We start from the raw sequence: 22,578 nt of genomic DNA, 5'->3' as shown, positions 1-22,578 counted from the left end.
ATGGCTGAAAATCGATCAAAAATGTTGTTTGATGAGGCAAAAGATTTATTTCCTGGAGGCGTTAATTCACCAGTAAGAGCGTTTAACTCAGTTGACGTCGACCCAATTTATATGGAAGAAGGTAAAGGGTCTAGGATTAAAGACGTAGATGGTAAAGAATATATCGATTATGTCTTGAGTTGGGGTCCACTAATTGTTGGACATGCTCATGACCGTGTACTTAATACGTTACAAGAAGTTATGGCTAAGGGAACTAGCTTTGGTGCTAATGTAGAATATGAGAACAAGCTAGCTAAACTAGTCATCGATCGAGTACCATCTATTGAAATGATTAGAATGGTTAACTCTGGTACAGAGGCTACTATGAGCGCACTAAGATTAGCGCGTGGGTATACTAAGCGTAGTAAAATTCTTAAGTTCGAAGGTAATTACCATGGTCATGGAGATTCCTTATTAATTAAAGCTGGTTCTGGTGTGGCTACATTAGGTTTACCAGACAGTCCAGGCGTACCAGAATCGATTGCTAAGAATACCATTACGGTTCCATATAATGACCAAGAAAGTGTTAAGTATGCTTTTGAGCAGTATGGAGATGATTTAGCAGCTGTCATCGTTGAGCCGGTGTCAGGGAATATGGGTGTCGTACCACCTATTAATGATTTATTAAGCTTTTTACGTGATATAACGAATGAAAATGGGTCTCTACTTATTTTTGATGAAGTGATGACAGGTTTCCGAGTTGGATATCGAAGTGCTCAAGGCCACTTTGATGTTACGCCTGATTTAACGTGTTTAGGTAAAGTGATTGGTGGTGGCTTGCCAGTAGGTGCCTACGGTGGTAAGCGAGAGATTATGGAGATGGTTGCACCAGCTGGTGATATTTATCAAGCAGGTACATTATCTGGTAACCCATTGGCGATGGCAGCAGGGTATGCAACATTAAGTGAATTAACAGAAGAGTCCTATGTTGAAATCAATAAGAAAGCCGACCGTTTAGTAGAAGGTTTTGAAAAAGCAGCCGAAGAAAACGGTGTCCCACTACAAGTAAATCGTGCAGGATCTATGTTGGGCTTCTTCTTTACTAATGAAGATGTCGTCAATTTTGAAACGGCCAAAACGTCTGATTTAAAATGGTTTGCCAAGTACTATCGTTTAATGGCTGAAGAAGGTATTTTCTTACCACCTTCACAGTTTGAAGGGGTGTTCCTGTCGACCGTACACACAGATGAAGATATTGAAAAGACTATTGAAGCAGCACAAAAAGCATTTCAACAGTATCAATAATAATTAATGATGTCACACCTGACTATTTTAATATTTAAATAGTTAGGTGTTTTATTGTGGTTAAGTAAACTTCTATTAAAGGATAAGCTTTTAAATAGCAGACCATCTTAGGTTGACGTTTCCTCATATCGTGAGTCACTAAATTGCTGCACAGTATATGGAGAATGTTCATTAACTAATCTATGTGATCGGGATAAATGGCGTTATGAGTAGCTTGGTGGGGTGAATTGTCCAGGAGATGTGACCTCAATGACGTTTTGCCCTCGTGTGAAGCGCAAAATGTCATCGAGAACCCCGCTCAATGACGTTTTGCCCTCATGTGAAGCGCAAAATGTCATCGAAACGCCACTCAATGACGTTTTGCCCTCATGTGAAGCGCAAAATGTCATCGAAACGCCCACCTAACAAAAAAGATAATGAACTTCATAGCGATAATTTCCCCTAACAAAATTTCGCTTACAACCAAGTTTAGATCACTTCATCCCTTTTCCATAATAATGGACATAGTTCTGAACCCCACGTAATACACATATAGTAATGGATAAAGTGACTATATGAGGGGGATTTTCATTGAATAACTATGATCAAGTACCATATCAGTTTGAAGTAAGGGAGAATATTAGCTTTCGGCGAGGGGAGGAAATTGATGACCTGTATAGTATAGCAATTGACCCCGATGTTAATGTGATTCATGAGAATAGTTTTGTCCAGGTCCGTGGTGTTTTGGTTGTTCGGGGAGATTACCAAACTAATGAACAAAATCTACAGTCACACTACATTGTTGATGAAGATGAACAAAATACGGTGCAACAGGTTAGAGCATTAGATAATGGCTTTATGGAATTTCAGTATCCGATTCCAATCGATATAACCATTCCTAAGAATCGACTAAGAACAGATGATGACATTCAGGTTGTTATTGATTATTTTGATTATGAGCTACCTGAACCTAACACATTGAAAATTTATTCTAATGTACGTTTAGATGGAACTGTTGCATTAGACGAGGCTACCCGAGCAGATGAGAATGATCTGACACAATCAGATTTTGAGTTGAAAGAGTTTCCTACTATGCAAGAAGATAGTTTTGATTCTAACTATGATGATGGTAATGAAGTAACAGAAGCTAGTTCCTTTAATGAAGAATCAGCATATCAAACAGAGGAAACGAATGACTATGATGGTGACCATGATGGTGAAAATGAAAAAGGACGAGAATTATGGAAAAAGCAACAAAAAACTCAATCAATTCAAGAATTCTTTAAAAAGAAAGACCCATATGAGGGCCAGACAGAAGAGGTTGCTCAGGATACTAATGATCCTACAGGAGTTTATCCTGAACAAAGTGACGCAGAATCAGAACATGATGAATATGAGAATTATGATGAAGATTATGATGACCTGGATCCAACTGACTATGATGAGGACCATGATGCAGATGACCATTACGACTCTGAAGATGAAGAGAAGAAGCCGAAGAAGGGAATTAGCTATTTATCTAAGTTTTTCAGAGAGGAAAGTTCTGGTAAAGTAAAGGTGCGTATGCGATTCGTCCAAGAAAATGAGACTTTACAATCGATAGCGAATAACTATGACGTGTCGGTTGCTAAATTAGAAAGAATAAATGGGATCCAGGCTGGTGATGAATTGAACGAAGGTGATGTTATCTATGTTCCCGCAGAAGCTAAGCAACCGTTAGATTAAATCCATTCTAAGTAAAAGGCAATAAATATCCCAACTAATAAACCAGCTAAGAACACATCTAGTGTGGAAGGAAACAATAACGTTCTTGTTAGTTGGAAAATCATAATAGGTAATATACACCTTTCGATCGTATAAATACATTGTCTTGCCCATGGCGGGAGGCGGTAACGATAATATCTGCCCACTTTTAAACCCTCCTCTTATGTTAATGTATGATCAAATAAATTAATTGTGTAAAATAATTGACTTTCTCTCCTCAATTTGTATACAATAATATACAAATTAAATGATCAAAAATGCTGGTAAGAGAGGAGTACAAGTGGAATACTGTACAGAGAAGGAAGCCATGGCTGCAAGCTTCCTCAGTTGAAAACTTGGAAGGTCGCTCTGAATATGCAGCTTCTTTGAAATCTTAGTAGAAGAAGCCGGGAAAACCGTTATGAATTGAGGTGTACAAACGATATAGTTCGTTTGTAAATAAAGGTGGTACCGCGATTGAAAAGCTATTCGTCCTTTTGATAAGGGCGAATAGCTTTTTTATATTTTTTACTTTAGTAAGAGATCTTTTGTTTGGTCAAATTAATCAGATCAAATTGAATGATAAGTAATGTTGAAGGAGGATTTAAAATGGGTGAACAAAACGAAATGTCCATGGCCCCAAAATATAATCCAAATGAAGTTGAAAAAGGGCGCTATCAAAAGTGGGTTGAAGGAAAGTTTTTTGAAGCTAAAAATGATGAATCGAAGGAACCTTTTACTGTAGTTATTCCCCCACCTAATGTCACTGGTCGTCTCCACCTAGGGCATGCATGGGATACAACCTTGCAGGATATTATTACACGCTATAAGCGTATGCAAGGTTTTGATGTTTTATGGTTACCAGGAATGGACCATGCTGGGATTGCTACTCAGGCAAAGGTTGAAGCTAAATTAAAAGAGGAAGGTCAAAATCGTCATGATTTAGGAAGAGAAAAGTTCCTAGAAAAATCTTGGGACTGGAAAGAAGAGTATGCCTCTTTTATTCGTACGCAGTGGGAAAAATTAGGATTAGGTGTTGATTACTCCAGAGAACGCTTTACATTGGATGATGGCTTATCTAATGCCGTACGTGAAGTGTTCGTGACGTTGTATGAACAAGGGTTAATTTATCGTGGAGAATATATTATTAACTGGGACCCAAGTACTCAAACGGCTCTTTCAGATATTGAGGTCATCTATAAGGAAGTACAGGGTGCATTTTATCATATGAAATATCCTTTAAAAGATGGTTCAGGTCACATTGAAGTAGCCACAACTCGTCCAGAAACGATGTTAGGCGATACAGCCGTGGCTGTACATCCAGATGATGAACGTTATCAACATTTAATCGGTCAGAAGGTTACTTTACCTATTATTGGGCGAGAGATTGAAATTGTGGCTGACGATTATGTTGATATGGAGTTTGGTTCTGGTGCCGTTAAGATTACACCAGCTCATGACCCTAATGATTTTGAAATTGGTAACCGTCATAACTTAGAGAGAGTTCTAGTGATGAATGAAGATGGTTCAATGAATGAAAATGCAGGTAAATATAAAGGGCTTGATCGGTTTGAATGTCGTAAGCAGATTGTTGAGGATTTACAGAACGAGGGTGTTTTGTTTAAGATCGAGGAACACACTCACCAAGTAGGTCATTCTGAACGAAGTGACGCCGTAGTTGAACCTTACTTATCAACTCAATGGTTTGTAAATATGCAACCATTAGCTGAACAAGCAATTAAGCTACAAGAGACAGATGATAAAGTTGACTTCGTTCCAGATCGGTTTGAGAAAACTTATTTACACTGGATGGAAACCATTAGAGACTGGTGTATTTCCAGACAACTGTGGTGGGGTCACCGTATTCCTGCTTGGTATCATAAGGAAACAGGAGAGGTTTTTGTCGGGCGTGAAGCACCAGAGGATATCGAGAATTGGGAACAAGACGAAGATGTATTAGATACTTGGTTCTCTTCTGCTCTATGGCCTTTTTCAACAATGGGGTGGCCTGATCAAGACAGCTATGATCTAAATCGTTATTTCCCAACAGATGTTTTAGTGACTGGTTACGATATTATCTTCTTTTGGGTTTCTCGAATGATCTTTCAATCAAAGCATTTTATGGATCGTCGTCCTTTTAAAGATGTCCTAATCCATGGATTGGTTCGTGATGCTCAAGGTCGGAAAATGAGTAAGTCATTAGGTAATGGTGTTGACCCAATGGACGTCATTGATCAGTATGGGGCTGATTCATTACGTTATTTCCTAGCAACAGGTTCTTCCCCTGGTCAAGATTTAAGATTCCAATGGGAAAAAGTTGAATCAACATGGAATTTTGCCAATAAGATTTGGAATGCTTCTCGCTTTGTGATTATGAATTTAGAAGGCTTTAAATATGAAGATATAGATTTAAGTGGCAAAAAATCAGTAGCAGATGAGTGGATCTTAACCCGACTAAATGAGACTGTAGAGAACGTCACTCGTAATATAGATCGTTATGACTTCGGTGAAGCAGGTAGACACCTATACAACTTTATATGGGATGACTTCTGTGATTGGTATATTGAAATGGCTAAGTTGCCATTATATGGTGACGATGAAACAGCTAAACAGACGACAAGGTCTGTGTTAGTAACAACATTAGATAGTATACTTAAGATGTTACATCCATTCATGCCGTTTATTTCCGAGGAAATATGGGAACATATTCCGCACCAAGGTGAATCCATTACGACTGCTGAGTGGCCACAGGTTAAAGAAGCATACAATTATCAGCAGTCACGTAATGAAATGGACCGACTTGTATCAATTATCCGTTCGGTCAGAAATGTACGTGCTGAAGTGGATACACCAATGTCTAAGGAAATTAATATCATCATCAAAGCAAATGATGAGGCAATTGTAGAAGAATTGAACAAAAACGACCATTACCTAAACCATTTCTGTAATCCAGAAAAGCTAACGATTGGTACATCTGTAGAAGTACCTGAACAATCGAAAAGCGCTGTTGTTACTGGAGCAGAAATCTTCTTTCCACTAGAAGGATTAATTGATATTGACGCAGAAATCAATCGCTTAAAAGGTGAGTTAGAAAAGTGGAATCAGGAAGTTGATCGTGTTCAGAAAAAGCTAGCTAATGAGAACTTTGTTAATAAAGCTCCTGAGAAAGTTGTTCAAGAAGAGCGCGACAAAGAGAAAGATTACTCAGAAAAACAAAAGCTAGTTAAAGAACGAATTGCAGAATTAGAGAATGTAAAATAATGATGGTTGGATCGTTGAGCTATCTTTTGATAAAAGGGGTAGCTCAACGATTTGTTTAAAATAGACTAGTAGAGAAGTGAGTGACAAAAATGAATGAACAGGAAGCTATTGACTGGATCCATCAACAGTTGACTTTTGGAATCAAACCGGGGTTAAAGCGTGTTGAGTGGTTATTAGAACAGTTAGATCGTCCACATGATGAACTGAAATTGATTCACATTGCTGGTACGAATGGGAAAGGATCTACAGTTACCTATTTAAGGAATATCCTTCAAGAGCATGATTATCAAGTTGGGACTTTTACTTCTCCATACATAGAAAAGTTTAATGAACGAATAAGTATCAACGGTATTCCGATTCCGGGGTCACAATTAGTTGAATTAGTCCAACAAATCCAACCTTTATGCAAACAATTGTCTGAAACAGATCTTGGCTCACCAACAGAGTTTGAAATTATTACAGTAATGGCCTTCTTACACTTTAAAAAAGAAGGTGTAGATTATGCGATTATAGAGGTGGGGTTAGGTGGAAGGTTGGATTCTACCAATGTAATCAATCCCCTACTTTCAATCATTACAACAATTGGTTATGATCATATGAATATATTAGGAGATAGCCTAGAACAAATTACTTATGAAAAAGCTGGAATCATAAAAAAGAAGACTCCTGTTATTTCTGGTGTTCAACAATCTTCGGCTAAACAGATTATTCAGAAAGTTGCTCAGGAGAATCAATCCCCTCTTTACCAATTAGGTCAGGAATTTAAGACTGTGAATCACCATTCTAGTGCAACGGGGGAACAATTCCACTATATGTCTAAAAAGCTAACCTTAGATCATCTCAAGATCACTATGTTTGGAAGACATCAAATCAATAATTCGGCTTTAGCAATTCATGGTTACTTAGCCTTATCTGAAATAGAAAACTTTTCTTATTCAAAAGCAGCAATTAAAACCGGGTTGACGCAATCAAAGTGGCCAGGACGTTTTGAATATATTCAAACTGAACCAGATATTGTCTTAGATGGAGCTCATAATTACGAAGCCTTAGAAACGTTAGTTACTACTCTTAATCAGCGTTATCGAACAGATCAAATCCATATACTTTGCTCAGTTGTTAAAAACAAACCTATTGAACAAATGGTCAAGCTGTTAACCAAAAACTATCGTCATATTACAATAACTACATTTGACTTTCACCAAAAATATGGATATTATGAACTAAGAGAAAAGTTTGAAAAAATAGACATTTTGGTAGAAAGAGACTGGAAGCTAGCTTTGGAACAGCTGCGAGATAAGTTGAAAGCTGATGAGGTCTTGGTTGTGACGGGTTCTTTGTATTTTATTTCTGAAGTGAGGCAATATTTGAGCACTTTAAATCCTTAAAAGGGGTCTTGTTATGACGCGATCTAAGAATATTATAGTCTGGTTGATTTGGCTTACTTTTTTTCCAACGATTTTGTTTTATTTATATAATACTTTAGAACCATCATTCACTAATTATTGGTTTGATTTAATCGCTTTTGCAGTTGTCATTTGTGCAGTTGCAGTCTTTCCGATACAAGTCGGATCCATAACGATCTTTTTTATAAACGGCGTTAGTTTTGCAATTTTTCTATACTTTGGTTTATTCGCTGAAATTATATTAACACAACTTGCCCTTGTGGCTTTATTCATTAAAATTAGATTGAAGAAAAATGAATTCCACCGTATTGCCACGAATTCAACGATGTTGCTACTAACATCGATCTTTTCTGCAGGAGTCTATTATACTTTAGGTGGCACACACGGTATTCTATCCTTAAGTACTGTAGATGAAATCGTCCCATTAGTTGGCTATATTGTTGCCTCCATTTGTATTAATCAGTTTTTATTAACTCTAATAGATGTATATATTAAGGGGAACAAGCTGTTATCTGTTCCAAAATCGTTATTTGTAGATGGCTTAATAACGATGCTTATCTTCCCTATCGGTCTTATTCTATATATACTATATCTAGAAATTGGTGTAGCAGGTATATTTATAGTAGGTTTTCCTGCTATTCTGTTATCTGTTGTCATTTCTACTTATCATAAAGGAACAAGGGTCAACACTTACCTTCATGAAACAAGTGAAATAGGACATGAACTGTCAAAAAAGTTGAATGTCAAAAGTGTTTTAGACACGTTTATTAATGAAGTAGTCAAGCTAATCCCTCTTAGTTATATCTATGTCTATGATATAACGAGGTCAAGTCAAGTCATGAACGTTATTCGCTTCGCAAACAGTGATGATCCTTCAAGAGATAAACTTGATCTTTCACTAGAATACGGAGAAGGCTTTGCTGGACGAATTTATGAAACTAAGAAAGGTCAAATGTTACTAACTCGTAACCAGATAAATGAAATAACGGATCACGAATTACCTGACGATGTCTATAGTGTCTTAGGTGTTCCGATTCTAAGAAATAATCAGGTTGTTGGGGTATTAGTCGTTGCCTCAAAACAATCACGCGCTTATGAAAAGTATCATCTGATGTTGTTAGAGATCTTAGGTAATTTCTTGTCAGTTGCGATTGAGAATGCTAGACACTACCAAAATGAGAAAAATAAAAGTCAACGTGATCGTCTGACTGGACTATACAATTATCGATTTTTTATGGAACATCTTGAAGAATACGCATTAGACCTAGAAGAAAAAGGATTAGAAGAAAGATTATCTGTTATCTTATTTGATTTAGATTCCTTCAAGCAATTAAATGATACATATGGCCACGAGGCAGGAAATGAAGTGTTAGTTGAACTTGCTAAAAGGATAGAGGAATATATGGGGAATCTAGGCATTGTTGCTCGATATGGTGGAGAGGAATTCACTGTATTATTGAAGGGAATAAATCATGATGAAGCGTTAGGTATAGCTGAGGAGATTTTAAGAGTCATATCTGCTCGTCCGTTCGTACTCAAGCCTTTGACCAACGAGAATGAAAATGTAAAAGTATATGTAACAGCTAGTATTGGTGTTGCAACTTATCCAGATCATTGTGATTCTCCAGAAGAACTTATCCGTCAAGCCGATCGTGCTATGTACGTAGGTGCGAAACGTAGTGGAAAGAATCGTGTTGCTTCTATTGCTACTTAATTTAGATATAATTACTCAGTAAACCTATGTGAATGAAAGTCATTCATATAGGTTTTTTTGTCTTAAAATGGAGAAAAGACGTGACAAAATTTTCGTATTTTTTTACTTGGACTATGATAGGATTCTATCAACACGAATGAAGGTGGTAAAAAAATGGACGAGCAAAAAAAAGTACGCGTCATGTTGAACCAACAATCAAACAATAACCGTCATTCACATGATTTAGAGAAGATTTTGACACCTAAGAAAAAGAAAAAAGGACTTGGTGGACTTTCTAATCAAAAAGGATCTTCGGTAAAGATCTTGCGAGCAGTAATTCTAGCAATTGTACTCGGATCCTTATTTGGTTTTTCAATGATGTATTTCTTTGCTGACATATCTGGTGATCAACAACCTCCAACAGCTACACCAGTTGATTCAAATGAAGAGCAAGAAGAGGAAACCAATGAGGACAATGAAGGTGCAGAAACTACAGCTTTAGAGATTGAATTACCTACTACAGAAGTCGTTCAGCTAGGTATGTTTTCCACAGAAGAAAATGCAGTAGAATTTCAAGATGAACTAGCTCATCTTCCATCAGTTATAACTGATGATGAAGAGTATTATTATTTACTAACGAGCTTGTTACCTACTGATCAATCAAAGGATTTGGCTGTTGAGTTTTTGGAATCTGAAGGACTTGAAAAAAATGAAGATTACTTAGTGAAAAGTTGGTCATTTACTAACGTTGAAATAGAAGAAACTGATGAAGTTAACACTTGGTTAATGGAGGGGCAGGATATTATTCATTCAGATGATCTTTCTGACGAGTGGCTTGCCCAAAGTGAAGAGTGGTTGAGCCAGGTTCCAAGTTCTTTTGAAAACAATCCCTATCTTCACCAAGCCAATGTTATTGTTAATCGGTTAGAACAAGATGATGAGAGTTCGTTTGTACTTGGACAACAGACACTTCTTCTATGTTTTTATTTATTTTTCGATTCAATTTAAGTAAAATTTGTTTAACTTAACTATTTGTAAAACATCTTCATAAATATGACTAATATTCAAGGTTTGTCAGGGGGGAAATAAGTTTTCCCCTCTTTGTTTATATTGTCAGTTTTTTGTAGAATGTAAATGTTTAATGAAAAGAGAGGAGCAAGTTCTATTGAAAACTGATACGATCCTAATTAGAGATGTTCCAAAAGATGAGCGACCTAGGGAGCGCTTGATTCAAAGTGGTCCAAGAGCTTTGTCAAATCAAGAATTAATAGCTATTTTAATTGGAAGTGGAACAAAAGGAAATTCAGCACTATCATTAGCCACCCGGGTGTTAAAGCATTTTGAAGGTTTATCATTACTTCGTGATGCTACCATTACGGAGCTGAAAATGATCAATGGAATTGGAACAGCTAAAGCTGTTCAACTATTAGCAGGTATAGAGTTAGGTAAACGAATTCAATCCTACAAACTAAGTGATCAATACACTATTAGAAGTCCTGAAGATGGTGCTAATTTCTTGATGGAGGATATGCGTGGCTTAAAGCAGGAACATTTCGTATGTTTGTATTTGGACACTAAAAATCGCATTATTCATCGTCAAACTATTTTTATCGGAAGTCTTAATTCATCGATTGTCCATCCTCGAGAGGTGTATAAAGAGGCGATTAAACGGTCTGCTGCTTCAATTATCTGTGCTCACAACCATCCTTCAGGTGATCCATCCCCCTCAAATGAAGATATCCATGTTACAAGGCGTTTAGTTGAATCTGGTAAAATGATCGGAATTGAATTGTTAGATCATTTAGTCATAGGTGATCACAAGTATATTTCCTTAAAAGAAAAAGGGTACTTATAAGCCTTACCTTAACAACCGTCTATAATTTAGTCATAAAAGACTAAATATTTGCGAGCTGTAAATCTATCTATTTCTTTTTTTTTTTCGTATAATATAAATATTAATGTTTATTTAAGCGCCACAATAAAATTATGTTTAAATGTGGTGCTTATTCATTTTTAACCAGACCTGAGCGTACTTTATAGTAATAATATTTACTACGTAGAGAGGACGATCAGGTTGGGTACATCTTTTATTAACAAAGATTTTGGTATTGATTTAGGGACTGCTAATACACTTGTTTATGTTAAAGGCAAAGGAATCACTGTGCGTGAATCTTCTTATGTCGCTAAAAATAACTATAGTGGAGAAATTGTAGCAGTAGGTGATGAAGCTAAAAGAATGATCGGAAGAACACCTGAAAATATATCGATCATAAGACCTATGAAAGATGGGGTAATTGCTGATTTTCATACGACAGCTGCCATGATGAACTATTATATCCGTAAGGTCGTTAACACCAAGTCACTTTTTAACCGAAAACCGAAAGTGATTGTAGGTGTCCCTTCTGGTATTACCATGGTTGAAGAGCGTGCAGTTTTAGATGCCACTAGGCAAGCTGGGGCTAAGGAAGTATACACAATTTCCGAACCATTTGCAGCAGCGATCGGAGCGGGTTTACCTGTTTGGGAACCAACTGGTAGTATGATAGTTGATATTGGTGGAGGCACAACAGAGGTATCTATCATCTCGCTAGGGGGAACTGTGACAAGTCGTTCCCTCAGAATGGCTGGAGATCAAATGGACCATCAAATTGTTCAATATATTCGCAAAAAATATGGTTTATTGATTGGTGATTCGACTGCTGAAAAGTTAAAATTAGAATTAGCCTCTGCACGTAAGACTGAGGAAAATGATATGATGAAAATTAAAGGTCGTGACCTAGTCACGGGTTTACCTCACACGATTTCAGTTAGTAATGAAGAATTAGTAGACGCAATTAGAAGCATAATTAATCGTATTGTAGAAGCCGTAAAACAGGCGATGGAGGAAGCACCACCCGAGCTTTCATCAGATATTGTCGAGCGAGGTATTATGTTAACGGGTGGTGGTGCTAAGCTATTATATTTAGATGAGGTGATCAGCGAGGAAGTGGATATACCAGTATCCGTTTCGGATCATCCATTAGATTGTGTCGCTGTTGGAACGGGTAGAGCCCTTGAGAAAATCGACTATTTTAAAAATACACCAAATGTCTCAGAAAGAAATATAGAAAGTTAAGTAGGTGCAAGAATTATGCCATCGTTTTTAAGAAAGAGAAAGTTAATTGTCTTTTTAACATGTATTATATTAATCGTAACTTTAATTGGTTACTCTCTAAGATCTGATGTATCGACAAGTCTTCCTTCACAGTTCGCTTTGGATACGATCGGTTTCTTCCAAAACATTATCCATACTCCTGTTAATGGATTTATTGAGGTGTTTGATAATGTGGGAGAAATGAGAGATGTTTATCAACAGAATCAAATTTTAAAAGAAGAATTACAAGATTATAAGACGTTGGCATATGAGGTCAATGAACTACAACGAGAGAATGAAGAGTTACGTGAAATAAGCCAAGTAGAATCATCCATTAGCGATTATCAGTCGATCAATGCGACGGTCATTGCCAGAAGTCCAGAAAGATGGTTTGAACAAGTGACGATTAATCGTGGTAAACGTCATGGGGTTGAGCCTAACATGGCAGTTATAACACCAGAAGGAATGGTAGGTAAGGTGACTAGCTCATCACAGCTTACCTCAACAGTTCAGCTGTTAAGTGGCTTTGGAGTTGAGAACCAGGTATCGGCAATCGTTGATGACGATGATTCTATATTTGGCCTTGTAGAGGATTATGACGAGCAAGAACAACAATTGATTTTTCGTGAATTAACCAATGAAGAGGAAATAGAGGAAGGACAAGCCGTGGTTACATCAGGACTGGGAGGAGTGTTTCCAAGAGGGTTAATGATTGGTGAAATAACTTCAGTAGAAGTAGATTCTTACGGCTTAACAACTATTGCTTATGTTGAGCCTGCTGCAGATTTACATGATGTCAACCATGTAATTGTCGTTGACCGAGATATTCACTCAACAGAAATTGATGGTGAGGAGGAAGGTTCATGAAGGTCTTCCTCTTACCGTTATTTATGTTTTTATTTTTAGTTCTAGAAAGTGTTGCTGTGGAGTTAATCCCACAAACTTGGTGGTTAAGTAATCTTTATTATATACCACATTGGACATTAATTTTGGCAGCACTTATGGTTGTGTTTTATGATCAAGAGCACTCATATGTAGGATTACTAAATGGGATTGTATTTGCGTTTATAATTGACTTAGCTTATACAAATGTATTAGGTGTTTATTTGTTGGGCTATGGAATTGCGTTGTATTTAATCCATGTATTAAAGCGGTTTTTTCACCGTAATATGCTTGTCATGCTGTTATTTATTGTGATTGCCTTAGTGAGTGCTGATTTTATTATATACGGTTTGTATTTAGTGATTGGTCAAATTTCACTAGATCTTAATGATTATCTATTAAGTCGGTTAATACCAACAGTTATGATTAATATATTATTTTTATTACTTATTTATCCTATTTTTGCGAAAAGATTTTCCAAATGGAAGCAAGAGATTGAAAATATGAAGTAATACTTATAGTAGTGATGGGGTGTGCCTCAATGACAGAATCTAAAGAATATCTTACAATGAAAGGTACAAATCAAGGGATCATCGTATACTTAGATGATCAATGTACTTTTTCCAAGTTATTAAAAGAACTTGAAAATCAAATTCAATCAAATATGACTCATAATAAGACTTATATCACCATCCATTGTCAAAATCGTTACTTGCACCCATGGCAAATTGAAGAGATTAAGCAAATGGTTGAAAGGGACAGCTCATTAATCGTCAAATCGATTAAATCCAATGTATTAACACATGATGAAGCTCTGACTTGGTTTGAGCATGCGACGGTTAAAACCTTTGTTAAAACGATTAGATCAGGCCAAGTTCTAGAAGTAAATGGGGATGCTTTAATACTAGGTGATGTCAATCCGGGTGCTACAGTTATTGCTACTGGGAATATATTTGTGCTTGGGAAGTTGAAGGGAATTGCCCATGCAGGTTATACTAGTAATGAGCAATGTGTCGTCGTAGCGTCTCATATGAACCCAAATCAAATTAGAATTGCTAATAAGATTAGTAGAGCACCAGATTATGAAGTTGAAGGTTCTGAGCGTGAATTTGCATTTATTAATCAAGCATCAGAGCAAATAGAACTTGATGAGATACATAACCTTCAAAAAGTCCGTCCTGAAATAGCGGATCTAGCAGAAAGGGGATTTTAAGATGGGGGAAGCAATCGTTATAACATCTGGTAAGGGTGGCGTCGGTAAAACGACGACTACAGCAAATGTGGGGACTGCTTTAGCATTGCAAGACCAAAAGGTGTGTCTAATTGATACTGATATTGGTTTGCGTAATTTAGATGTGATCTTAGGTTTAGAAAATAGAATTATATTTGATATTGTTGATGTTTTAGAGGAACGTTGTAAGATTCAAGCCGCATTAGTTAAAGATAAGCGATTTGAGTGTTTACATCTGTTACCTGCAGCACAATCTAGTGATAAAAATCAAGTGACTCCTGAGGGTATTAAACAAATTGTTAACGAGTTGAAACCTGATTATGATTACATATTAATCGATTGCCCTGCAGGTATTGAGCAGGGGTATAAAAATGCTGTAGCAGGTGCCGATAAAGCTATTGTTGTGACTACTCCAGAAAAATCTAGCGTTAGAGACGCTGATCGGATTATTGGCTTACTTGAACAAGAGGAGTTAGAAGCCCCACATTTAATCATCAATAGAATTCGTAAACACATGATGGATAGTGGAGATATGCTTGATGTTGATGATATTGTTTCAACTTTATCGGTTGAGCTTTTAGGCGTTATTATGGATGATGAAGAAGTGATTAAGGCTTCTCATCACGGTAACCCCGTAGCGTTTCAGCCGGATACTAAAGCCTCTATTTGCTATCGCAATATCTCGAGGAGAATTCTAGGTGAATCGGTACCACTAATGTCGTTTGCAGAAGAAAAAGGGTTTATGACTAAATTTAAAAAGATATTAGGAATGAAATAATCTCTATTAATATCTAAGAGTTTAAGCGTTCGGTCGTTTAAGCTCTTTTTTTTGCTCAGCTTTATTTATCATAATTCTCTCGTGCCTGAATAAGCTAGTACAAATGCCGAAAAGGAATGGTGAGTTATGAGTCGAAAATTAAATGAAATCCGTCATAATATTGCAAAGAGAAAACAGACAAGCCGTTCAAAGTTAGAACAAAACAGTTCTATTTTGCCATCAAAAGAAGAAAGTCACGGTTATATACCTGTTTCAGGTGATGAAAAGCTTGGTCTTCCCAAGTTGAAACCAACGTTATTAACTAAATTATTTTTATCAATCTGTTTATTTTTTGTCTCGTTCTTTATCTATCATTCTCCAGCTCCTTGGATGAAGCAAGCTCAAACTCAGGTTCATGACTGGATGACTGAGGATTTGCCATTTGCTACTGTACAAGCTTGGTATGACTCACGTTTTAAATCGGTATTTGTGTCTTCAGCATTAGATCGGCCTGCGAGCCATCAACATGATTCCTCCGAGACAGTACCAGTGAGTGGATTACAGGTGGACGGTGTGACAGAATCAAATGGAGGAGTTCATATCGAAGTAGCTGAAGAACAAGGGGTATATCCAGTTGAAAGAGGTACTGTCTTATTTGCTGGTACGAAACCTGAAACAGGACGAACAGTGATTATTCAACATGAAGATGGACAGAAAACAGTCTACGGTAATCTCAGTGAAATTGATGTATTCCATTATCAGTTTGTTGACCCGAATAAGCAGATTGCCACCGTTAAGCCAGACGAGCTATTAGGGCGCTCTGAGTTATTCTTTGCAATCCAAGAAGGTCATCAATATGTCGATCCGATGCAAGTCATATTAGGTGATTAATTATGTTCGCCCAACAAAAATTCCAAATACACCCACTTTTTCTACTCGTATCGATTATTGCCTATTTCTTAGGTATGTTTGTAGAATTGATTTGTTTGAGTGCTATTGTTTTAACCCATGAGATGGGCCATTATTTAGCAGCAAAGTACTTCAGGTGGAATGTTTCTAAGATTGTCCTATGGCCATTTGGTGGAGTGATGGAAACGGAAGATTATTATAATAGACCAAGTAAAGAAGAGTTGATTGTGACGGTAGCCGGCCCCTTACAGCATATATGGATTTATGGATTCATTTATTTATTATCATACTGGGGAATCAGTACCTCGCTAACTTCGTTGTTATTAATTATGAATACCGTGATCTTGATATTTAATCTATTACCTATTCTTCCGTTAGATGGCGGAAGGTTTCTTTTTATTGCCCTAAATAAAGTGATTGCATTTCATCGCGCGATCGCAACGATGACGATTATTTCGATGCTGATGATTGTTTTAATGAATGGTATACTTTTAATTATCGGCTGGTATAATATCCAACTGACTTGGTTATCCGTGTTTTTACTATTAGATAATTGGTTCACCTGGCAAAGTAAGCATATCTTTTTGTTAAAACACTTACTCTCGCGGTATTTTGTCAGTAATGTGGATCGATCAGACGTCCATATATTACAAATACCTAGTGGAACTCCTGTAAGTGAGTTAGTTAAACAGTTTAAGAAAGGCTGTTATCATTTTGTACATATTGAGAATGAAGGGGTTCTGACAGAAGATGAGTGTTTAAAGATTCTGTTCACTCAGCACCAGTGGGATCTATCACTAAATTTACAATCAGAGGTTAGTTAAATGAGAAAAATTTATTTGCAAACTAAAACCAACCACCAACTTTTATGGGACCTTCTTGATGGCCAAATAACTCATGTACAGTATCAGCAGAAGTCTGCTTACCAAATAGGTGATATGGTTATGGGTGTAGTTCAACAGATTGACGAGCGTATTCAAGCTTGTTTTGTTGATATCGGTTTGAGTGATTTGGCTTATTTACCATTATCATCTATTGATCGAGAGAGCCGTATTTTCAGAGGACAAGCATTGTTACTACAAGTTAAACGGCTTTCAGGTAAAGGCAAAAGTATGACACTTTCACCCCAGGTTGAATTGAAAAATCCATATATGATCTATTTGCCTGGGGAGTCAGTTATTAAGTATTCTAATAAATTGAACGAAGATGACTATTTGAGGGTGAAACACCATCTAGAAGAGGTGGTTGCACCCGATGAAGGAGTTATTGTCAGAACAAGGGCTAAAAATGCAACTAAAGAGCAGTTGCATCAGGCCTTTTTTAATTTAAAAACCACTTGGGAAAGAATTGAAAGATTTCGAGCTAAGGGTTATAAGGGATTCGTTGATCGGACACAGGATCGAATGTATCAATACTTATCTAGATTAAAACCTGAAGAAGTGGATGAAGTAGTGTGTGATGATTTAACGACCACCCAGCATCTAAAAGAATCTAATCCTCAATTGAATGAAGTGATTCATTATGATCGACGTTTTGCCATTCATAAACCTTTTTCTTTTGAACGAACAGGTGAAATGTTAACAAGTCGGAAAGTGAAGCTAGCATCTGGAGCTTCTATAACGATTGACCGTGCCGAAGCCTTGACGGCTATAGATATTGATACGGGATCGTACCGGGGAAATAAATCAAAGGAAGAAGCAGTTAAAGAAATTAATCTTGAAGCGGCTAAGGAATGTGCTAGACAGCTTAGGATAAGAGAGTTGTCAGGAGCGATCATTATAGACTTTCTCAATGTGAAGTCAAAACATCATCAGCACGATATAATCAAAGTCTTTAAACAAGAAGCTACTGTAGATGATGTACCTGTTCATATTGCTGGCTTCACCAACTTAGGTATGCTTGAAGTTACTCGCAAAAGAATGTATCAGGACGCCTATCAATTTTTTGGCATGCAAGATCGCTGCATGCAGTGGGCAAATAACCATTATCAGGCGAAGTTAGAGGAGGATTTATTGACTTATGAAGCATCAATAGTAGAATATTTACAAGTTAAAGTTCGGTCTGATGATTACCATTCTTATAAAAAGTATATTAAGGAGTTAAATGAGCAACATCAGTTTCACTTTGACTGTTATTTAACACAGGATTCCTCTTTACAAGCCCCTTACCAATTGTTTAAAATAGGAGAGGTCGCTTGGTTACTCAACCGAATGAAAGAAGAGGGTAATCATGTTGACAAACTTTTTTAGTTCGTGGTATTATCTAGTATGTTATGTTTTAATGTAGCACCCGTGCTACAACCGCTCAGAAAAGGTTTTAAACTTATAGTCTTATAAGTACCTTGGATGGCGAGTCTGAGTTATTAGAGGAGGTGCAGAGAATGTACGCAATTATCGAAACAGGTGGTAAGCAAATTAAAGTAGAAGAAGGTCAATCAATCTTCATCGAAAAGCTAAATGATGAAGCTGGTGAAGAAGTAACGTTTGACAAAGTACTTTTCGTTGGTGGAGATGACGTAAAAGTTGGCTCACCATACGTAGACGGTGCATCTGTAACTGGTAAAGTTGAAAAGCAGGGTAAAGGTCGTAAGATTACTGTTTTCAAATATAAGCCAAAGAAAAATTACAAGCGTAAACAAGGTCATCGTCAGCCGTACACAAAAGTAACTATTGATAAAATTAACGCGTAAGGATTTTAATTCATGATTGAAGTAATCATTGAACGTCAACCAAATGGAATAATTGAAGGTTTTCAAATGTCGGGTCATGCTAATAGTGGTCCTTATGGTCATGATTTAGTATGCGCTGCTGCATCTGCAGTATCCTTTGGTGCTGTCAATTCGATTATTTCAATATGTGAATGCGATCCTCATATTGAACAAGGTGATGATGGTGGCTATTTAAAAGTGTTACTTCCATCTGATTTAACAGAAGGTCAGCTTGATAAAGCTCAAACACTTTTGGAGAGCATGATCATTTCACTTGAAACAATTGAAAGAGACTATGGTCAATATATACACATTTCGAAAACTTAAGGAGGTGCATGCAAATGCTACGCTTAGACTTACAGTTCTTCGCACAGAAAAAAGGTGTAGGTAGTACGAAAAACGGTCGTGATTCTGAATCTAAACGTTTAGGAGCTAAACGTGCAGATGGTCAGTTCGTTTCTGGTGGATCAATTCTTTACCGTCAACGTGGTACGAAAATTTACCCGGGTCACAATGTTGGCCGTGGTGGAGATGACACACTTTACTCAAAAATTGACGGTGTTGTTAAGTTCGAACGTTACGGACGTGACCGCAAAAAAGTAAGTGTTTATCCTGAAGCACAAGAAGCATAAACGTTTAAAACCGGCTCTAATCAATTAGAGCCGGTTTTTTAAATTCATCAATGTCGTATATGGCATGTTGATGAATTGTGATAAGATAAATGTAAAACAATAAGTGTAGGTGATTTTCTTGCATTCTAAGGAATTTTTAGATTGGTTACGATTATATCGCCATGATTTAATGAATGATTTACAACTTGTTCAAGGCTATGCTTCTATGGGGAAGCACGACAAATCAAAAGAGAAATTAAATAACCTAATTGAACGACTTAATCGTGAACGAAAGTTACAAACTCTTAATGCTCCAGAATTTGTAAGATGGTTACTTACCATTAATTTAGAAGAAAATCATTTGGCTCTCTCTTTTACAGTAGAAGGTGATTCAAATGAATCCGTCATATTTAATGACATTGAGATGAAAAACGATGGGGAACAATTAGTCCGTAAAATTAATAGTTATCTCTCTGAATTTGATCAGTACATAGTTCATGTGATTATTAAACATCAAGAAAATTGGCAGGTTATATATGAGTGGCCTAAACAATTAGAACAGCATGACTCTTTAATGGAAGCTATTCATCATATGACCAACTGTCAAGAGATTAACCAAACAGAAGAGATGATACAATTTGTATTCCATTATCGTTAAATTTAATAAGAGAATAAAGGAATTGGTTTGAAATCATAGTAAACGAACTAAATTCCTTTACTAAGTAGGTGAGTATGATGTTTATAGATCGTGTACAAGTATATGTTAAAGCTGGAGACGGGGGAGATGGTTTAGTCGCCTTCCGTCGTGAAAAATATGAACCGATGGGTGGCCCTGCTGGTGGTGACGGTGGAAATGGAGGCGACGTTGTCTTTGAAGTTGATGAAGGTCTAAATACCCTAATGGATTTTCGTTACCAAAAGCATTTTAAAGCCTCACGGGGTGAAAATGGCATGAGTAAAGGGAAACATGGTAAAAACTCAGAGCCTTATGTTATTCCAGTACCACCGGGAACAACGGTAAGAAATGCTGATACAGGTGAAGTGATTGCTGATTTAGTTGACCATCGACAACAGGCAGTGATCGCTCAAGGTGGACGAGGTGGTAGAGGTAACATTCGTTTTGCAAATGCCAGAAATCGTGCGCCAGAATTGGCTGAAAAAGGAGCGCCTGGGGAAGAACTTTATGTCGAACTAGAGTTAAAAGTTCTTGCAGATGTCGGGTTGGTAGGATTCCCAAGCGTTGGGAAATCCACATTACTATCTGTAGTGAGTGCAGCTAAACCGAAAATTGCTGACTATCACTTTACCACGTTGGCCCCTAATTTAGGAATGGTGAGAACAGATGATGAACGTAGTTTTGTAATGGCAGACTTGCCTGGGTTAATACAAGGTGCACATGAAGGTGTCGGCTTAGGCTATCAATTTTTGCGTCATATCGAACGAACCAGGGTGATTGTACATGTCATTGATATGTCTGGAGTTGAAGGCAGAGATCCTTATGAGGATTATTTAGCAATCAACCACGAATTGGAACAATATGATAAAAAACTGCTAGAACGTCCACAGATTGTTGTTGCTAATAAAATGGACATGCCTGATGCAGAAGATCATCTAGAAATGTTCAAAGAACAACTTGAGGATGATTTACCTATCTTTCCAATCTCTGCATACACAAAGTCAGGCCTTAGAGATTTATTATTTGAAATCGTGAATACGTTAGAAGAGATCCCGAAAGATACTTTCGAAACACGTGATCAAGAAGAAAGTGAAGAGCGAGTCGTTTATAAATTTGAAGGTGATGACGATAGCTTTAATATTACAAGAGATCCAGATGGGGCTTATGTTCTGTCGGGGCCAAAGATTGAACGCTTATTTAAGATGACAGATTTTAATCGAGATGAATCTGTTCGTCGATTTGCTAGACAAATGCGCCATATGGGAATTGATGATGCTCTTCGTGAACGAGGTGCTGAAGCGGGTGATACAGTTCGCTTATTAGATTTTGAATTTGAATTCATCGAATAACGGTTCCTATCCAAGAATATAGATCATCTGGGTAAGTCTTTATTTTTCCAGTGGACCCTGAATTAATGGGTTCGCTGGAAAAACATACATACTAATAACATGAGCTTTATTAGAGATTTGGATAAAATAATATGAATTTTCATTGATTAATCATGCCTTTCTAATATGAATGGTCAACATTTTTACTTTTTTTGCATAAGTTGATACTAGCGCCTAGGTACGACTTCAGAAAGGAGTATGCAAAAGTGAAAATTCATATTGTCAAAAAAGGGGAAACGATGGCCTCCATTGCAAACAGTTATGGGATTACTGAAAGTGAACTACATCAAATGAATAAACAACTTCGTGACCCTAAAGACCTGTTATCGGGGATGAAACTTAAAGTTCCTAAAGATCAGTCGCCAAAACAAGATGATCAAACGACAGATTCAAAAGTGGAGACCACATTAACTGAAGAAAATAGTGAACAAGTCGTAGAGGAAGTATCTTCAGAAAATACTGAAGAAGTAGCCAAGAAAGAAGAAGCTATGACACAAGCTAAATCGAACGAACCAACACAACAACAAAGAGTTAAGACGAAAGAAGACCTACCTTCATATTATCGACTAAGCCCGCCCCCTTCTAAAGAAACAAAGCCAAAACCTATTCCATTTATTCGCGAAGATGAACAATTTGTTTTTGATAAGGAGATTAAACCATATAACGAAGATCAGCAAGAGAAAGAACAAGAGGAACTTTTAGATCCATCGACATTTTATAACCACCAGCAGCCTGTAACTTATTGGTATAATCCTGTTCAAGAACCTGTTAATGCCTATTATAACCCGAATCATTACACCAACTATTATCCTAATCGTTCCTATATGTATTATCCTTATTACCAGCGTCATTGTGGGTGTACAGCTGCACCAATGAATTATTATCATTACGGTTATATGAGAAATTATTATTAAACAATAT

22 protein-coding genes and 2 other annotated features are annotated in these 22,578 nt (G+C 37.0%); of the genes, 21 read left to right on the top strand and 1 reads right to left on the bottom strand.

Annotated elements, in window-relative coordinates; all coding sequences use genetic code 11:
- Nucleotides 1-1,284: a glutamate-1-semialdehyde 2,1-aminomutase gene (gene hemL, locus HWQ49_RS04180; RefSeq protein WP_188206297.1), complete on the top strand. Its 1,284-nt coding sequence runs from the start codon at nucleotides 1-3 to the stop codon at nucleotides 1,282-1,284.
- Between the two features lie 570 nt (nucleotides 1,285-1,854).
- On the top strand, nucleotides 1,855-2,988 hold the full coding sequence (locus tag HWQ49_RS04175; RefSeq protein WP_188206296.1) for a LysM peptidoglycan-binding domain-containing protein: 1,134 nt from the start codon (nucleotides 1,855-1,857) through the stop codon (nucleotides 2,986-2,988).
- Here the strand turns inward: HWQ49_RS04175 and HWQ49_RS04170 are convergent.
- The gene (locus HWQ49_RS04170) at nucleotides 2,985-3,173 is read right to left on the bottom strand and encodes a hypothetical protein (RefSeq protein ID WP_188206295.1); all 189 of its coding nucleotides are present in this window, start codon (nucleotides 3,171-3,173) and stop codon (nucleotides 2,985-2,987) included. The two genes, HWQ49_RS04175 and HWQ49_RS04170, sit on opposite strands and share 4 nt — an antisense overlap.
- A 106-nt stretch (nucleotides 3,174-3,279) precedes the next feature.
- Nucleotides 3,280-3,506 (top strand) — a binding site (T-box leader).
- A gap of 109 nt (nucleotides 3,507-3,615) precedes the next feature.
- Here HWQ49_RS04170 and HWQ49_RS04165 point away from each other — a divergent pair.
- From HWQ49_RS04165 to HWQ49_RS04075, 19 genes are all read left to right on the top strand, one after another.
- Nucleotides 3,616-6,267: a valine--tRNA ligase gene (locus HWQ49_RS04165; protein WP_188206294.1), complete on the top strand. Its 2,652-nt coding sequence runs from the start codon at nucleotides 3,616-3,618 to the stop codon at nucleotides 6,265-6,267.
- A gap of 89 nt (nucleotides 6,268-6,356) precedes the next feature.
- Complete coding sequence (locus HWQ49_RS04160) at nucleotides 6,357-7,652, top strand: bifunctional folylpolyglutamate synthase/dihydrofolate synthase (protein WP_188206293.1); 1,296 nt, start codon at nucleotides 6,357-6,359, stop codon at nucleotides 7,650-7,652.
- Between the two features lie 13 nt (nucleotides 7,653-7,665).
- Nucleotides 7,666-9,384: a sensor domain-containing diguanylate cyclase gene (locus tag HWQ49_RS04155; RefSeq protein WP_188206292.1), complete on the top strand. Its 1,719-nt coding sequence runs from the start codon at nucleotides 7,666-7,668 to the stop codon at nucleotides 9,382-9,384.
- Between the two features lie 153 nt (nucleotides 9,385-9,537).
- The gene (locus HWQ49_RS04150) at nucleotides 9,538-10,371 is read left to right on the top strand and encodes a hypothetical protein (protein WP_188206291.1); all 834 of its coding nucleotides are present in this window, start codon (nucleotides 9,538-9,540) and stop codon (nucleotides 10,369-10,371) included.
- A gap of 157 nt (nucleotides 10,372-10,528) precedes the next feature.
- Complete coding sequence (gene radC, locus HWQ49_RS04145) at nucleotides 10,529-11,218, top strand: RadC family protein (RefSeq protein WP_223154988.1); 690 nt, start codon at nucleotides 10,529-10,531, stop codon at nucleotides 11,216-11,218.
- Nucleotides 11,219-11,437: 219 nt separating this feature from the next.
- Entirely contained in the window at nucleotides 11,438-12,478 is a 1,041-nt protein-coding gene (gene mreB / locus HWQ49_RS04140) for a rod shape-determining protein (protein WP_188206289.1), read from the top strand.
- 15 nt (nucleotides 12,479-12,493) lie between these two features.
- On the top strand, nucleotides 12,494-13,363 hold the full coding sequence (gene mreC, locus HWQ49_RS04135; protein WP_188206288.1) for a rod shape-determining protein MreC: 870 nt from the start codon (nucleotides 12,494-12,496) through the stop codon (nucleotides 13,361-13,363).
- Entirely contained in the window at nucleotides 13,360-13,890 is a 531-nt protein-coding gene (mreD, locus tag HWQ49_RS04130) for a rod shape-determining protein MreD (RefSeq protein WP_188206287.1), read from the top strand. The genes mreC and mreD overlap by 4 nt, the downstream gene beginning before the upstream one ends.
- 29 nt (nucleotides 13,891-13,919) lie before the next feature.
- Complete coding sequence (gene minC / locus HWQ49_RS04125; protein WP_188206286.1) at nucleotides 13,920-14,591, top strand: septum site-determining protein MinC; 672 nt, start codon at nucleotides 13,920-13,922, stop codon at nucleotides 14,589-14,591.
- Nucleotide 14,592: 1 nt separating this feature from the next.
- The gene (minD, locus tag HWQ49_RS04120; RefSeq protein WP_188206285.1) at nucleotides 14,593-15,387 is read left to right on the top strand and encodes a septum site-determining protein MinD; all 795 of its coding nucleotides are present in this window, start codon (nucleotides 14,593-14,595) and stop codon (nucleotides 15,385-15,387) included.
- A gap of 126 nt (nucleotides 15,388-15,513) precedes the next feature.
- On the top strand, nucleotides 15,514-16,257 hold the full coding sequence (locus HWQ49_RS04115) for a M23 family metallopeptidase (protein WP_188206284.1): 744 nt from the start codon (nucleotides 15,514-15,516) through the stop codon (nucleotides 16,255-16,257).
- 2 nt (nucleotides 16,258-16,259) lie between these two features.
- Entirely contained in the window at nucleotides 16,260-17,099 is an 840-nt protein-coding gene (locus HWQ49_RS04110; RefSeq protein ID WP_188206283.1) for a M50 family metallopeptidase, read from the top strand.
- Complete coding sequence (locus tag HWQ49_RS04105) at nucleotides 17,100-18,524, top strand: ribonuclease E/G (protein WP_188206282.1); 1,425 nt, start codon at nucleotides 17,100-17,102, stop codon at nucleotides 18,522-18,524. It begins immediately after the preceding gene.
- A 39-nt stretch (nucleotides 18,525-18,563) separates the two neighbouring features.
- Nucleotides 18,564-18,641 (top strand) — a sequence feature (ribosomal protein L21 leader region).
- 14 nt (nucleotides 18,642-18,655) lie between these two features.
- Nucleotides 18,656-18,964 (top strand): 50S ribosomal protein L21, encoded by a 309-nt coding sequence (gene rplU, locus HWQ49_RS04100; protein ID WP_188206281.1) that lies wholly within the window; start codon nucleotides 18,656-18,658, stop codon nucleotides 18,962-18,964.
- 12 nt (nucleotides 18,965-18,976) lie between these two features.
- Nucleotides 18,977-19,309 carry a ribosomal-processing cysteine protease Prp gene (locus HWQ49_RS04095; RefSeq protein ID WP_188206280.1) on the top strand — a complete coding sequence of 111 codons (333 nt, stop codon included), beginning with the start codon at nucleotides 18,977-18,979 and terminating at the stop codon, nucleotides 19,307-19,309.
- A gap of 14 nt (nucleotides 19,310-19,323) precedes the next feature.
- On the top strand, nucleotides 19,324-19,614 hold the full coding sequence (gene rpmA, locus HWQ49_RS04090; RefSeq protein WP_188206279.1) for a 50S ribosomal protein L27: 291 nt from the start codon (nucleotides 19,324-19,326) through the stop codon (nucleotides 19,612-19,614).
- Nucleotides 19,615-19,732: 118 nt separating this feature from the next.
- Nucleotides 19,733-20,251, top strand: a complete 519-nt coding sequence (locus HWQ49_RS04085) for a Spo0B domain-containing protein (RefSeq protein WP_188206278.1) — start codon at nucleotides 19,733-19,735, stop codon at nucleotides 20,249-20,251.
- Between the two features lie 77 nt (nucleotides 20,252-20,328).
- Nucleotides 20,329-21,618, top strand: coding sequence for a GTPase ObgE (gene obgE / locus HWQ49_RS04080; protein WP_188206277.1), 1,290 nt, complete (start codon nucleotides 20,329-20,331; stop codon nucleotides 21,616-21,618).
- A gap of 245 nt (nucleotides 21,619-21,863) precedes the next feature.
- Nucleotides 21,864-22,571 (top strand): LysM peptidoglycan-binding domain-containing protein, encoded by a 708-nt coding sequence (locus HWQ49_RS04075; RefSeq protein ID WP_188206276.1) that lies wholly within the window; start codon nucleotides 21,864-21,866, stop codon nucleotides 22,569-22,571.
- Nucleotides 22,572-22,578: the final 7 nt, after the last annotated feature.

The organism is Alkalibacillus aidingensis (genome assembly GCF_014595945.1).
GTDB classification, from domain to species: domain Bacteria; phylum Bacillota; class Bacilli; order Bacillales; family Alkalibacillaceae; genus Alkalibacillus; species Alkalibacillus aidingensis.
The sequence above is the reverse complement of the archived record's forward strand: the minus strand, read 5'-3'. Positions and strand labels throughout refer to the sequence as shown.

What these genes read in the sequence shown, in the direction of transcription:
- hemL (WP_188206297.1), top strand. Translation starts at nt 1, where the DNA reads ATGGCTGAAAATCGATCAAAAATGTTGTTTGATGAGGCAAAAGATTTA.
- HWQ49_RS04165 (WP_188206294.1), top strand. Translation starts at nt 3,616, where the DNA reads ATGGGTGAACAAAACGAAATGTCCATGGCCCCAAAATATAATCCAAAT.
- HWQ49_RS04160 (WP_188206293.1), top strand. Translation starts at nt 6,357, where the DNA reads ATGAATGAACAGGAAGCTATTGACTGGATCCATCAACAGTTGACTTTT.
- HWQ49_RS04155 (WP_188206292.1), top strand. Translation starts at nt 7,666, where the DNA reads ATGACGCGATCTAAGAATATTATAGTCTGGTTGATTTGGCTTACTTTT.
- HWQ49_RS04150 (WP_188206291.1), top strand. Translation starts at nt 9,538, where the DNA reads ATGGACGAGCAAAAAAAAGTACGCGTCATGTTGAACCAACAATCAAAC.
- mreC (WP_188206288.1), top strand. Translation starts at nt 12,494, where the DNA reads ATGCCATCGTTTTTAAGAAAGAGAAAGTTAATTGTCTTTTTAACATGT.
- mreD (WP_188206287.1), top strand. Translation starts at nt 13,360, where the DNA reads ATGAAGGTCTTCCTCTTACCGTTATTTATGTTTTTATTTTTAGTTCTA.
- minC (WP_188206286.1), top strand. Translation starts at nt 13,920, where the DNA reads ATGACAGAATCTAAAGAATATCTTACAATGAAAGGTACAAATCAAGGG.
- minD (WP_188206285.1), top strand. Translation starts at nt 14,593, where the DNA reads ATGGGGGAAGCAATCGTTATAACATCTGGTAAGGGTGGCGTCGGTAAA.
- HWQ49_RS04115 (WP_188206284.1), top strand. Translation starts at nt 15,514, where the DNA reads ATGAGTCGAAAATTAAATGAAATCCGTCATAATATTGCAAAGAGAAAA.
- HWQ49_RS04110 (WP_188206283.1), top strand. Translation starts at nt 16,260, where the DNA reads ATGTTCGCCCAACAAAAATTCCAAATACACCCACTTTTTCTACTCGTA.
- HWQ49_RS04105 (WP_188206282.1), top strand. Translation starts at nt 17,100, where the DNA reads ATGAGAAAAATTTATTTGCAAACTAAAACCAACCACCAACTTTTATGG.
- rplU (WP_188206281.1), top strand. Translation starts at nt 18,656, where the DNA reads ATGTACGCAATTATCGAAACAGGTGGTAAGCAAATTAAAGTAGAAGAA.
- HWQ49_RS04095 (WP_188206280.1), top strand. Translation starts at nt 18,977, where the DNA reads ATGATTGAAGTAATCATTGAACGTCAACCAAATGGAATAATTGAAGGT.
- rpmA (WP_188206279.1), top strand. Translation starts at nt 19,324, where the DNA reads ATGCTACGCTTAGACTTACAGTTCTTCGCACAGAAAAAAGGTGTAGGT.
- obgE (WP_188206277.1), top strand. Translation starts at nt 20,329, where the DNA reads ATGTTTATAGATCGTGTACAAGTATATGTTAAAGCTGGAGACGGGGGA.